Source organism: Thalassospira marina (genome assembly GCF_002844375.1).
Lineage (GTDB): Bacteria > Pseudomonadota > Alphaproteobacteria > Rhodospirillales > Thalassospiraceae > Thalassospira > Thalassospira marina.
The window spans coordinates 2533668-2546969 of record NZ_CP024199.1; the positions used below are offsets into that span (position 1 = coordinate 2533668).

At 53.5% G+C, this 13302-nt stretch carries 11 protein-coding genes; 3 read left to right on the forward strand and 8 right to left on the reverse strand.

Annotated features, from left to right (window positions below; genetic code table 11):
- The first annotated feature begins 139 nt into the window (after positions 1 to 139).
- The gene (locus tag CSC3H3_RS11565) at positions 140 to 1312 is read left to right on the forward strand and encodes a GNAT family N-acetyltransferase (protein WP_101286204.1); all 1173 of its coding nucleotides are present in this window, start codon (positions 140 to 142) and stop codon (positions 1310 to 1312) included.
- An 89-nt stretch (positions 1313 to 1401) separates the two neighbouring features.
- Here CSC3H3_RS11565 and CSC3H3_RS11570 read toward each other — a convergent pair whose 3' ends face one another.
- The 6 genes from CSC3H3_RS11570 to CSC3H3_RS11595 all read right to left on the reverse strand — a co-directional run bounded on the left by CSC3H3_RS11570 (position 1402) and on the right by CSC3H3_RS11595 (position 8891).
- Positions 1402 to 3084 (reverse strand): methyl-accepting chemotaxis protein, encoded by a 1683-nt coding sequence (locus CSC3H3_RS11570; RefSeq protein ID WP_101264346.1) that lies wholly within the window; start codon positions 3082 to 3084, stop codon positions 1402 to 1404.
- Positions 3085 to 3097: 13 nt separating this feature from the next.
- Entirely contained in the window at positions 3098 to 3715 is a 618-nt protein-coding gene (locus tag CSC3H3_RS11575; protein WP_101284907.1) for a hypothetical protein, read from the reverse strand.
- Between the two features lie 675 nt (positions 3716 to 4390).
- Positions 4391 to 5005 carry a hypothetical protein gene (locus tag CSC3H3_RS11580; RefSeq protein ID WP_245881092.1) on the reverse strand — a complete coding sequence of 205 codons (615 nt, stop codon included), beginning with the start codon at positions 5003 to 5005 and terminating at the stop codon, positions 4391 to 4393.
- A 70-nt stretch (positions 5006 to 5075) separates the two neighbouring features.
- Positions 5076 to 7394, reverse strand: a complete 2319-nt coding sequence (clpA, locus tag CSC3H3_RS11585) for an ATP-dependent Clp protease ATP-binding subunit ClpA (protein ID WP_101264349.1) — start codon at positions 7392 to 7394, stop codon at positions 5076 to 5078.
- Positions 7395 to 7400: 6 nt separating this feature from the next.
- A complete protein-coding gene (clpS, locus tag CSC3H3_RS11590) occupies positions 7401 to 7727 on the reverse strand; it encodes an ATP-dependent Clp protease adapter ClpS (protein ID WP_073956469.1) in 327 nt (108 codons plus the stop codon).
- Positions 7728 to 8063: 336 nt separating this feature from the next.
- Positions 8064 to 8891 carry a phasin family protein gene (locus tag CSC3H3_RS11595; RefSeq protein WP_101284908.1) on the reverse strand — a complete coding sequence of 276 codons (828 nt, stop codon included), beginning with the start codon at positions 8889 to 8891 and terminating at the stop codon, positions 8064 to 8066.
- A 28-nt stretch (positions 8892 to 8919) separates the two neighbouring features.
- Here CSC3H3_RS11595 and CSC3H3_RS11600 point away from each other — a divergent pair, with 28 nt between their 5' ends.
- Positions 8920 to 9153 (forward strand): hypothetical protein, encoded by a 234-nt coding sequence (locus tag CSC3H3_RS11600; protein ID WP_157831882.1) that lies wholly within the window; start codon positions 8920 to 8922, stop codon positions 9151 to 9153.
- A 220-nt stretch (positions 9154 to 9373) separates the two neighbouring features.
- Here the strand turns inward: CSC3H3_RS11600 and CSC3H3_RS11605 are convergent, their stop codons facing one another.
- Positions 9374 to 10120, reverse strand: a complete 747-nt coding sequence (locus CSC3H3_RS11605; protein ID WP_245881093.1) for a hypothetical protein — start codon at positions 10118 to 10120, stop codon at positions 9374 to 9376.
- Between the two features lie 173 nt (positions 10121 to 10293).
- Between CSC3H3_RS11605 and CSC3H3_RS11610 the strand changes: the two genes are divergently transcribed.
- Entirely contained in the window at positions 10294 to 11607 is a 1314-nt protein-coding gene (locus tag CSC3H3_RS11610) for a D-alanyl-D-alanine carboxypeptidase (protein ID WP_245881094.1), read from the forward strand.
- Positions 11608 to 11884: 277 nt separating this feature from the next.
- On the opposite strand, the gene pgmG is transcribed toward CSC3H3_RS11610, so the two are convergent.
- A complete protein-coding gene (gene pgmG / locus CSC3H3_RS11615) occupies positions 11885 to 13300 on the reverse strand; it encodes a phosphoglucomutase/phosphomannomutase PgmG (RefSeq protein WP_101284910.1) in 1416 nt (471 codons plus the stop codon).
- Positions 13301 to 13302 lie beyond the last annotated feature (2 nt).

Genomic DNA, 13302 nt, shown 5'->3' on the forward strand with positions numbered 1-13302 from the left:
AAATAGGACCAACTTGCCGCTACGTCAAAGGCTTTCCCTTGCACATATACGCATTGCGCCTATCTTTTGAACGCATATACCGGGTTATGCGTAGACTTTCTTGGGGGCGAATACGCCCTTTGCCAACGGGGAAAAAAGTTTGCCAGTCGAATTGAAAACAGCCACCGATATCCACCAGATCGGGGCCGAAGCATGGGATGCCTGTGCCGGCGCCGCCAACCCGTTTGTCAGCTTTGCTTTTCTATCCGCCATGGAAGACAGCCAATCGGCACATGCCGATACCGGATGGCAGCCCTTTCACATCATTTGCCAGGATGAAGACGGCACCATTGCCGGTGTGGCCCCGCTTTATGTTAAGGGCCATTCTTACGGCGAATATGTATTTGACTGGGCCTGGGCCGATGCCTTTCAGCGGGCTGGTGGCAAATATTATCCCAAACTGCAATCAGCCGTGCCCTTTTCGCCGGTGCCTGGCCCCCGCCTGATGGTGCGTGCCGACCACCCCAACCCGGCAGAAATTAAAACCGCCCTGGCGCGTGGCCTTGCAGCCCTGCCCGAACAGCTTGGCCTTTCGGGTGTGCATGTCACATTTTGCAGCGAAGAAGAAAGCCAGGTCATGGCGCAAAACGGCTTTCTTGCGCGCGTGGGCATTCAGTATCACTGGAAAAACCGCGGCTATCAGACCTTCGACGATTTTCTGGCTGCCCTTAATTCGCGCAAACGCAAAAACATCCGCAAGGAACGCCGACAGGTTGTCGAGGCCGGATACAGCTTTGCCGCCCTATCGGGTGATGATTTGAAAACACATCACTGGGACCGTTTTTTCCGGTTTTATCGCGACACCACCGATCGCAAATGGGGCGAAGCCTATCTGACGCGGGAATTTTTCGACCTGCTGCATGACCGGCTGCGAGAAAATGTCGTACTTGTGACCGCATCACGCGACGGTGACATTGTTGCAGGAGCACTTAACCTTTTGGGGCAAGACACCCTATATGGCCGTAACTGGGGCAGCATTGATCGCACCCCGATGCTGCATTTTGAAACCTGTTATTACCAGGCCATCGACATTGCCATTGAACGCGGCCTTAAAACCGTTGAAGCCGGGGCACAGGGCGAACATAAAATCCAGCGGGGTTATGAACCGGTCTTGACGCATTCTGCACATTTTCTGCGCCATCCCGGCCTGCGCGATGCCATTGCCCAGTTCCTGGAACATGAACGTGCCGGGATCGAGGATGACAGCCTGTTTATCCGCGAGGAACACAGCCCCTATCGCAAGGAAACGGAACCACCGCAGCAGCCGGAATAACCCTGTTGCCCACATCAAAGCACAAACACAAAACAAAAGGCCGGAGCATGCAGCCCCGGCCTTTGTCGATTTTAGGTCACTGAAACTGCTTACACGTTGCGAACTTCATCAAGGAAGCCATGCACATGGGCCAGCAACTGGTCGTTAGCAGCCGTCAGACGGCCAACACAGCCCAGCTGACCGTTTGAAAGTTCGCCACTTTCGGTGGCCGCACGGGCAACACTGCCAACCGCATTGTTGATTTGCTGGTTGCCCGAGGCAACACCATCAACACTGCGCGAAATTTCGTGGGTGGCAGCACCCTGCTCTTCCACCGCGCTGGCAACCACGGCCATCAATCCTTCGATCCGGCGGATGGTTTCGGCGAAATCACGCACCGCCGCGGCAGCTGCACCGGTTTCAGACTGCATTTCCGTAATCTTGCCGGTGATCTGTTCGGTCGCACGGGCCGTTTGCGAGGCAAGGTTTTTCACTTCACCTGCCACCACGGCGAACCCTTTGCCTGCTTCACCGGCACGGGCCGATTCAATGGTTGCGTTCAGGGCCAAAAGGTTGGTCTGGTTGGCGATGTCGCTAATCAGGTTCACAACTTCGCCAACGCTTTGTGCGGCTTCGTTAAGCTGCAAAACGCGGGCATTGGTTCGTTCGGTATCGCGCACGGCCTGCTGGGCAATGTCGGTCACCTGCGAAATCTGATGCGAAATCTCGTTGATCGAGGATGAAAGCTGCGAAGTAGCCGTCGCCACCGTTTCGATATTTGCCGACGATTCCTGGGCCTGCACCGCGACGCTCTGGGCGTCGTTATTGGCACGTTCCGAATGGTCCGAAAGCTGTTCGGATGCACCGCGCACTTCATCAAGTGCGGTCGTCACGGTTTTCAGGACTTCGTTAATCTGACGATCAAAACGGTCGGAAAGTTCACCCATATGGCGAGCACGATCGAGCTGACGCTGGGCTTCGATGCTTTCCTGTTCAGCCAGGCGGGCACGTTCGGCAGCATTCTCGCGGAAAACCTGCAGGGCACGCGACATGGCACCAACTTCGTCGGTACGCTTCATTTCCTTGATGTAAACATTCACATCACCATCGGCCAGTTTGCTCATTGCGCCGGTCATATCGCGGATGGGCAGTGCAATCATGCGGGTCAGAACGGTAGCAAACATAATTGCAATACCGATCAGGATGATGATGCCGGTCAACAGCGTGATTTTGAAAAACGTGGTTGCAGCGTGTTGCTCTTTTTCCAACTCAAGACGCGTACCGTCGATATAGTCTTCCAGTTCCTGGGCTGCGACATTGACCTTGAGCGCCAACGCGCGCGGCTCGCCCGATGCTTCAATCGCCCGGGCATGGTTCACCGTCAGGTATTGACGCATCAGAAGCGCCTGCTCGTTGGCAAGTTTTTCCCAGCTATCAATGGCAGATTCCATTTCCTTTGCGAGGGCACGGATCTGCTCGTCATTGATCGCGGTATCCATCAGATGCGCGACGCTTTCGTCGGTGCGCACGACGGCGGCCTTATATGCTTCAAGGCCCTGGCGGTCACCGGTGGTCAGGAAGTAGGTCATTTCCTGGCGGGCCGTACGATAAGCAGCATCAATATTGTTGAAGCTTTCTTCAACATAGATCAGGTTTTCGCTTTTGCCATCGGCTTCTTCAACCTGGCTCATGGCGTAAAGGCCGCTACCACCAACAGCAAGAATAACAAGGATCATAACTGCAAAGCATGCCGCCAGCTTGGTCGGAATAAGCATATTTTTAATGTACATCATAACACTTGATCCCTTAGAGGCCCTTGCGGCGGGCGAGTTCAGTGAGGTTGACTTCAACAGTTACGGCACCCATCGGCTGGCCAGTATGGTCGGCAAGCGTCATGTTGAGCTGCGCACGCCAATTATCGGCATCTTCGTTATATTCCGCTTCGTCGATGAAAACGGCCGAGGCTCCAACCGGATAGGTTTTCTGAAATTTTGCTTCGTCGCCCTGCCAGAAATCCGACGTGATCGAGCTTTGACCAACATTAAGGCCATGCGCATCCATGACAAAAATTTCGCTATAAAGGCCACCGGAACGGGCCTGGATCTGTGTTAGGTATCCCGAAAGCGGATTGGTCAGGACAGCGGCAATAATCGGCTGATCTTCTGATTCGCGCTCAGTCCGCCATTCCTTGTCGGCAGTGTCGATGTCGGCCTGCGTCATATTTGCATTACGCTTGTTCTGGCCCATGACAGAAATTTCGACCACCGGACTGGCCAGCCATTCGCGGATGCCTTCGATCACCTTTGCATCAATAAGCTGCTGCGGAGACGCCGGAAGATCCTGCTTTGCTGATGCCGCACCCGTCACCAGCAACGATGCGAGGCCGGCAGCAACTGCCAAATACCGCGGATTAAATTGTTTCATCGCACATCCTTTGCCATCCTTTGGTGCGCCCTGACTTTATAGTTTGGTTACGAGCGCCAGATTTACAGGGCTTTTAATGCAAAATTCTGCCCTTGGGTATATGCGCAAACTATACGAATAGCGATATCTTACAATATCCTAATTTGGGGAGTGTTGTTTTGCCGTGACCAAATTCATTTTTCAGGCAAGAAAAAAGCGGCGATACGAAATCGCCGCTATAAGTTTTGGTTGGGACACGAGCAAACTGCAGAAGATTACGTTGTTCCAGGCGCACCGTAGCGCGCCCCTGCACAGAACAACTGTCCACTCCCTTCTATGCAGATACCGTGCCAGTTTTAAAATTTATAAATTTTCGCGGGTTTGCGCGGTATAGAGTAGTAATACTTTAGAGGTATAGAGGATAATTTCGCAAAATGCGAATTTCAATTTGCAAAATGCGAAATTATCCTTTTCAACTTGCAAAATTTTCACTTAAAATACGCGTACAACGTGATGAGAAATCAGCACAAAGCACGCAATGCCAGCATTTCGCCACGGCATCTCGTCCGAAAACTGAAATTTGCATTTTGGCGAATAGACTTCTACAAGCCCCGGTTTTAACGGGCTTTTTGCGACACCCCACAAGAGAGGGGTATTAATCCGAATGGATTAGAGGATTTCAAAATTCCAACTAAACTAGCGGAATCTTTTGCGTTTATTGGCTGTCGGCTTCTTATCGAAATTCAAAAGAGCCGGGGCATGCTGGATAATTTCTTCCAGAATATCGCGTGCCATATCCAGGTCATCCTGGGCGCTGGCATCAAGATCGCTTTTGAAACGCGGATCGGACAGCATTTTTTCAGCTTCATAGAGCGTGCGAAGCTCGCTTTGAAATAATTCCCGCGAGCCAAGGGGCAAAAAGGCCTTCGCACTCATGACAAAGAAGAATTTCAGGCTGGTCTTGATCACCAAGCGCAGCATCAGAACCTGCAGCTTGTGAAACTGGGTTTCCAGCTCATCCTTGCGGGGATGTGCATCAAGGGCAGCCAGACGCTCCGAGAGGATCAAAGACAACGCCTTGAAGTTGTCCACCTGCTCGCGAAAGGGGCGATAACGGGTAACATCCGTTGTATCAGCCAAGGCTTCAAGCTCGGCTGCAATCGATACCAGGATGCGCCCACGCTTTTCCAACTGCGACAGGAAATGCTCGACCTCTTTTACTTTTTGTCTTTGTGTCGATGAATTCATAAAGCGCCGGAACGTTCCTCGATGAAAAAATGCATCCGGTCCATAAGGATAGCCCGGATGCATTCCAAGATACTATGCTGTGTGCCGATAGCAAGTCCGAAGGACGGCACCCGTTAAATCAGCAAAGGCCGATTTATTCGACCATTTCAGGGTCGCGGGTTTGGCTTTTGTCTTCCTGATGATCAGGGAAACGGAAAACAACGCCGTCATTTTCGATATCCACCAGAACAGAACCGCCCTTTTCCAGCTTGCCAAACAGCAATTCCTCGGCAAGCGGCTTTTTGACGTGTTCCTGAATGACACGGCCCAGCGGACGCGCCCCAAATGCAGGGTCATAACCACGTTCCGCAAGCCAGGTGCGGGCTGCTTCCGTCAGCTCGATCGAGACGTTACGATCCGCAAGCTGAACTTCAAGCTGCAGAATGAACTTATCAACCACCATCTTGACCACATCGGCCTGCAGATGGGTAAACGGAATGACCGCATCGAGACGGTTGCGGAATTCAGGGCTGAATGTCCGCTTGATGGCTTCCTCATCCTCGCCAATGCGCTGGTCACGCATAAAGCCGATGGCAGGTTTTGCCATGTCCGAAGCGCCAGCATTGGTTGTCATCACCAGCACGATATTGCGGAAATCAACGGTTTTGCCGTTATTATCCGTCAGCTTGCCATGATCCATCACCTGCAGAAGAATATTAAACAGGTCCGGATGTGCCTTTTCGATTTCATCAAGCAACACCACAGCATGCGGATGCTGGTCAACGGCATCGGTCAGAAGGCCACCCTGATCAAACCCGACATAGCCGGGAGGTGCACCAATCAGCCGTGAAACGCTGTGACGTTCCATATATTCCGACATGTCAAAGCGAACAAATTCAATGCCCATGACATGTGCAAGCTGCTTGGTAACCTCGGTTTTACCAACACCGGTCGGACCGGAGAACAGGTACGAACCAATCGGTTTTTCCGGCTCACGCAAGCCCGCGCGCGCCAGCTTGATGGCACTCGACAGGGCCTCGATCGCCTTATCCTGACCAAACACAACCGTTTTCAGGTCACGTTCGATATTCTGTAATGCCTTGCGGTCATCGCTCGATACCGATTTGGCCGGAATACGGGCAATTTTCGCAACAATTTCTTCCACATCGCGCTTGCTGATCGTGCGTTTACGCTTGCTGGGTGCAATCAGCATCCTTGATGCGCCAACCTCGTCGATAACGTCAATCGCGCTATCGGGACGTTTGCGATCATTGATGTAACGCGATGCCAGCTCAACCGCCGAACGAATGGCTTCGTTGGTGTATTTGACGTGGTGGTGTTCTTCGTAATAGGGCTTCAGCCCCTTGAGAATCTTGATGGTATCTTCCAGCGACGGCTCATCAACATCGATTTTCTGGAAACGACGCACAAGGGCTCGGTCCTTTTCAAAATGACCGCGGAATTCCTTATAGGTGGTCGAACCGATGCAACGCAGCGCACCACTGGCAAGAGCCGGTTTGAGCAGGTTGGATGCATCCATTGCCCCGCCCGATGTGGCACCCGCCCCGATCACGGTGTGAATTTCATCAATGAACAGTACGGCATTTTCATGCTCGTCCAGTTCCTTGACCACGGCTTTCAACCGTTCTTCAAAATCACCGCGATAACGTGTTCCCGCCAGAAGCGAGCCCATATCAAGGGCAAAAATGGTCGCACCCTGCAAAACCTCGGGCACATCACCATCGACAATACGCTTGGCAAGGCCTTCGGCAATGGCGGTTTTGCCCACGCCCGGGTCCCCCACATATAGCGGGTTATTTTTGGTGCGGCGGCACAAAACCTGAATGGTGCGGTCGATCTCGCTTTGGCGGCCAATCAGCGGGTCAATTTTGCCCTTCTGCGCCTTGGCATTCAAATTAACGCAATAAGCCTTAAGGGCTTCGCCTTCCTTGGCCGCACCCGTTTCATCGGCATCGGCCGAACCGGGTGCATTAAGGTCTTCATCCGCACCACGCGGGATGCGGCGTTCATTAAGTTCAGGCGCCTTGGCAATGCCGTGGGAAATGTAGTTCACCGCATCCAGCCGGGTCATATCCTGCAATTGCAGGTAATAAACCGCATGTGATTCCCGTTCGGAAAACAGTGCTACAAGAACATTTGCGCCGGTAACTTCTTCACGCCCCGAAGACTGGACGTGAATGGCGGCACGCTGAATAACACGCTGAAAACCGGCTGTCGGTTTTGGATCAACCAAACGCGCACTAACCAGCCCGGAAAGCTCGCTATCGGCAAAGTCGCGCAATTCATTGCGCAGCCGGTCAACGTCGACGCGGCAGGCTTTGAAAACCGCAACCGCATCCTGATCTTCGGTCAGCGATAGCAGCAGATGTTCCAGAGTTGCGTATTCGTGACGCCGTTCGGATGCATATGCAAGCGCACGGTGCAGGCTTTCTTCCAGATTACGCGAGAGCATGTATGACTACTCCTTCTCTATCGTGCACTGCAACGGGTGCTGGTTCTGGCGCGCCAGGTCCATCACCTGGTTAACCTTGGTCTCGGCGATCTCGTATGTAAAGACACCGCATACACCGACACCTTTTCGGTGAACCTGCAGCATGATCGCCGTCGCCTCCTCACGCCCCTTGGCAAAGAACTGCTCCAGGACGAGAACGACAAATTCCATCGGTGTGTAGTCATCATTGAGCAACAACACCTTGTACATTGCCGGTTTTTTGGTTTTCGGCCGCGTTTTGGTTACAACGCCTGTGGTAGGGAGGCCGTCACCCTGATTGCCCTGATCACTCATAACCTGCTAACCGGAATCCTCTTAGTTGCGCCTTGGAAACATGATAGGTCAACATGACCGCGTTTCAAAGCCCCGTAAATTCAATCCACGAAATGATTGCTTGTTTACATGTCATGTAAGTTGCGTTTGCAGGCGCGCAAGATGCAGGCACAAAACTTGGTTGCACGGCACAACACCAAATCGTGAAGGCACCATCCCTTGTGGTGCCAAAAAGAAAACGGGCGCAGTCAAAACTGCGCCCGCCCGCCTTGATGGCCATCTTACATCCAAACGCCAAAACCACGTTTCGACGGATGAAAATCTTTTTTCTTGCGCCTGAAAACAGCGCTAGCCCGGTTATTTCGGCGCCCAGCTTTTTTCCATCAGCGCAACGCTATCATTCCACATCCCGAACCAGATTTCCTGGAAACGGGATTGTTCAGCCATACCATCATCGACGATACGCTTGACCATGCGGGCGTTGATTTCCTGAAAATCATCCATGGATTCCACCTTGGAAAGGGACTCGATATCCCCCTGAAGCGCATCAATTTCGCGCTGCATCCAGGTCATCCATTCCTTGCTTATAAGCCCGCTCTGGTCCGCCATTTTTGACGAAGCCTGCATCAACCCGTCCCAATTGGAAAGGTGGGACTGAATCAAATCTTCATACTGGCTGGCAAAATGCGAACCGGCATCCGAAACAATGTCGGTATGGTCCGACACTGCATCCATCAGGCTGGCAAAGGCATCATTTGCCGCTTCCTGGGCCGATGTGACCAGATCAACCACGTCATCTGACTGCCAGAATTCAAACATCTGCGAAACAGGCACGGTTGGCACCGGAATATCGGCAACCACCTTTTGCGAAACTTTCACCGTATCTTTCGCAGCCTTGTCATCAATGCTGACTTCAACCTTGGCAACCGGCGTCACCACTTCGGCCTTAACAGGCGCAACGATTTCCGGCGCCTTGGGTGCTTCTGCGGCGGCTTTCGCCACGGCTTCGGTTGCCGCCTTGGTCATTTCACCAACGGTTTCCTTTGCAGCCTCGGCTTGCTTGCTGGTGGCGGATTTTACGGTATCAGCCGTTTTAGCAGCGGCCTCGGTCGCCTTGGCGGCACTGGCGCTGGCGGTTTTGCTGGCAACACTGGCCGATTTCTCGGCTGGTTTGCTGGCACCCACGGCTGCAGCCCGTTTGGGTGCGGCAGCCTTGGCTGCGGACGGCGCAGCGCTGGATGAGGCCTTGGCAGCAGGTGCTGCCGCCTTTGGTTCTACCTTGGGTGCTGCTTTGACCGCACTACCAGAAGGCGTTTTTGCAGCCGACGCCGCCGGCGTGGAATTTGATTTGTTCGCAGATGCAGCACCGGCTTTCACTGTCTTGACAGACGAATCAGAAGCCCCGGACGCGGCCGTGCTTTTTGCGCTGGATGCTGACGCTTTTTGAGATTTTGCAGGCACCTTCTTCGGGGTCGTCACCATTGTGCCGTCCTCCATTTCCAAGTTTCAGGATTGCCGTCGCGATGTTGCAATGCAACAAAACCTTAGATGGAAACGGAAAATTCGTCAAGGATACTTTCGTGACATTCGCTTCACAATCCGCACTACCCTGCCCCGGATTGCCCCTAAAAACAACGGGCTGGCAAATGCCAGCCCGTCTGCGGATTTTACTGAAGCATGTTTCCGCGCACTGTTCTGTAGAAATTGCGATCCCGCATATTCTTGTCATTGCCATAAAAAGGATCGGGATTTTTGGCGGCATCAGGGTCCGGCGCGGGCGGCAATGGATCAGCCTGGCCTGACAATTTCTCCAGGACAACCGGGAAATGCAGGTCGCGCAGGTCACCCTTTTCCGAGCTCCAGGCTGCCAGCGTCATATGCTGCTGGGAACATCCCAGCGCCACCCAATAATGGTCTTCGGATTGCAAACGCAGGCCATCGCGGTCCTGGGTGCCAAAACCATCCTGCTGCATTGCATCGGTCAGGGTCAGATATTGCTGGCGCGTCATCTGGTTGCGCACCGGTTCGCCACTGAAGGCACCCAATGGCGACCTGACAGAGACATTCATCTCGCTCACATCGATCGGCCCGAACTGGTGGGACTCGATTATAAAGCCATCACTGCCAGTTTGCGGGGTGACGTCAAAGGTACGGACGTCTTTGTAATAATCCGCATTATAAACAATTCTGATTTTGCCTTCCGCCTCGCCGGCAGAGCAGGCCACGCGAATATCATCCGCATTCAGATAGGAAAACCAGCTTGCCTTGCGCACAACCGGATTCGCAACATCGCTGGTCGCCGTGTAGGTACAGCCACCCAAAATGGCAATTGTTGCCGCTGCTGTTGCAAACTTAATGATTCCAAGCCGCTTTGGGGCTACATCCTTGTGCGGTCGATGTATTTCTGTGGGCATTAATACCTCTGTTTTGACAGACTCGGTCACAACGCATAAACTCGCGTGCAATTGGGGCATCGGCAAGGCACATTGGCCTGCCAGCAATTTTCATTCCGTTAAGCATTTTTTTAGTCGGAACTGGCATGCTGGCCTCAACCGTCTTGGGGATACTCGTTAACCGGACATTGTTTATGATTTCTATGTTCCGCGTCGGCCCTGCCGTGCCGACCAGACAACCAGATTCCGCTGACTTTTTGCCATCACGCGTGACGGCCCGTCGCCTTTTCTGCGTGCTGAGCGTCATCCTGCTTTCACTGCTGGCCCTGCCCGCCATCAGCACCAATGCGCTTGCCCGTACCTACACGGCTCTGATCGTTGATGCGGATTCGGGCGAAGTGCTGCATGAATATCGCGCTGACCAGAAAGTTTATCCTGCGTCCCTGACCAAGATCATGACGCTTTATATGCTTTTTGATGCGCTTGATAGCGGCAAGGTATCGCTGGCGACCCGTATGCCGGTATCCAAACGCGCATGGGGTCAGGCACCGTCAAAGCTGGGTGTTCAGCCTGGTGAAACCATTGCCGTCAAGGATGCCATTCTGGCGCTGGTGACAAAGTCGGCAAACGATGTTGCCGTGGTGATTGGTGAATATCTGGGTGGTAGCGAAACGAAGTTTGCGCAGATGATGACCGCGACCGCGCGCAAAATCGGCATGAAAAGCACGACCTTCCGCAATGCATCGGGCCTGCCCAATCGTGGGCAAATGACCACTGCACGCGACATGGTACGCTTGGCAATGCGCCTGCGCCATGATTTCGGTGACTATTACCATTTCTTTTCGACCCAGAAATTCACTTATGGCAACCGGACTTATGGCAACCATAACAATCTTCTGGCGTCCTATTACGGAACGGATGGCATTAAAACCGGCTTCATCAATGCATCGGGCTTTAACCTGGTGGCATCGGTCAAACGCGATGGCAAACGCCTGATTGGCGCCGTGTTTGGCGGCCGCACGGCACGTTCGCGCGATGACCAGATGAAAAAGCTGCTTGATAAAGCCTATGTCGAGCTGAAAAAGGACGGCGAAATCATTCCGCCGCGCCCGCGCATCAGCCCGGAAGAAAAAATTCTGCCCGCCGATACCCAGCTTCTGATGGCAAAAGCCAACAGCGCCAGTGAAGGCCAAATTCCCGGCCACATCGACACTGACACCATTGTTGCCCGCATTAAACCAACCGGTGGTGGCTGGGGCATTCAGGTTGGCGCATTCAGCGACCAGCGCCGGGCTCAGGAAGCGGTGCTGACCGCAGCACGGACCGCCCCTGAAATTCTGCGACTGACCCGTGCAGCGGTTGAGCAGCAGGAATCAGATAGTGGCGTTGTCTATCGCGCCCGATTAATCGGCTTTGGTGCCGAAGAAGATGCCCGCAGCGCCTGTGCAGCCCTGCAACGTCAGAACATGGCCTGTATCCCTGTTGTCACCCCTGGTGACGCTGGCTGATTGCAAGAACGGCAAGCACACAAAACATAACGATCAAAGGTCGCCACGCTGGCGGCCTTTTTCTTTGCCCGTTAGACATAAGGTTACAGGCAAAGCACCTTTCCCAAAAAACATCCGCTCAACGCACCATCACGATCTAAACATCCCAGCAGCTCTCAATCTCTATAGACCGACACCGGGTTCTCTCTGATCGTGCTCAAAATAACGCAACCAAAAAGGCCGGGGCATTGCTGCCACCGGCCTTTCTGATCAGCCCGTAAATCAGGGCATCAATCTTTTAGTGTCCGCCACCTGGTGCGAAGAAATCATCGCTTTCAAGGCCGCTTTTCTGCAATTGCGCGGTAACCTGTGCTTTCAAACGCTCCAGCCCGGCATCGTCAGCCGCTTCGCAGCGTGCAACGATTGCAGGCTGGGTGTTGGATGCACGCAGCAGCCACCAGCCATCATTGCTTTTGACACGGACACCATCAATGCCATCAACTTCGGCATCGGTGCTGGCCAGACGATCACGTACTTCTTCGATCAGCGCAAATTTGCGATCATCGGGGCATTCAATGCGGGTTTCCGGGGTATTAACCGCCACCGGCATTGCGTCCCGCCAAGTATCAAGGCTTTTGCCGCTTTGCACCAGAATGCGATACAGGCGAACGGCAGCATAGGTCGCATCGTCATAACCGTAATAACGTTCGGCAAAGAAGATATGGCCGCTCATTTCACCGGCAATCGGTGCCTTTTCCTCGATCATTTTGGTTTTGATCAGGGAATGGCCCGTTTTCCACATAATGGCATTACCGCCCAGACGGGTAACTTCATCAAACAGGGTCTGGCTGGCTTTGACATCGGCGATAATGGCGCCGCCAGGAACACGTTCCAGCACGTCGGCAGCATAAATCTGCAAAAGCTGATCGCCCCACAAAACACGGCCCTGCCCGTCAACCACACCAATGCGGTCGCCATCACCATCAAAGGCAACACCCCAATCGGCATTATGCTTGGCAACGGCAGCTTTCAGGTCCACCAGATTGGCTTCAACCGTCGGGTCCGGGTGGTGGTTGGGGAAATTGCCGTCGATGTCATCAAACAGCAGATGGTGTGTACCAGGCAACTTGGCCGTCAGTTTACGAACCACATCACCAGCAGCACCATTGCCGCAATCCCAGACAATCGTCATCGGTTTGGCAACGTCAACATCAAGTTCTTCAACCAGGCGATCAACATAGCGGTCTTCGATATCGATATCGTCAAGGCCGCCAGCACCGACTTCAAAATCGCCTTTTGCAGCGATACGGCCCAGTTCCTGGATTGCTTCACCAAACACCGATTTACCGGCATTCAGCATTTTGAAGCCGTTATAGTCTGGCGGGTTATGCGAGCCCGTCACCATAATGCCGGCATCGGTTTTCTGGTTATAAACCGTGAAATACAGCATCGGCGTCGGGCCGCGCCCGATACGCAGCACATCACAACCCGTTGCCCGAATACCCTTGATCAGTGCATCTGCAAGCTCTGGCGAGCTTAAGCGGCCATCACGGCCGACGGCAACACGGCTGCCGCCGCTGCGGCGAACCATGGTGCCAAATGCCCGCCCAAGGGCGTGGGCATCTTCTGCATGCAGGGTCTTGCCAACAACGCCACGCACATCATATTCGCGCAGCATGGACGGGTCGAATTTATGGCCATCCGAAGCGGTCATTT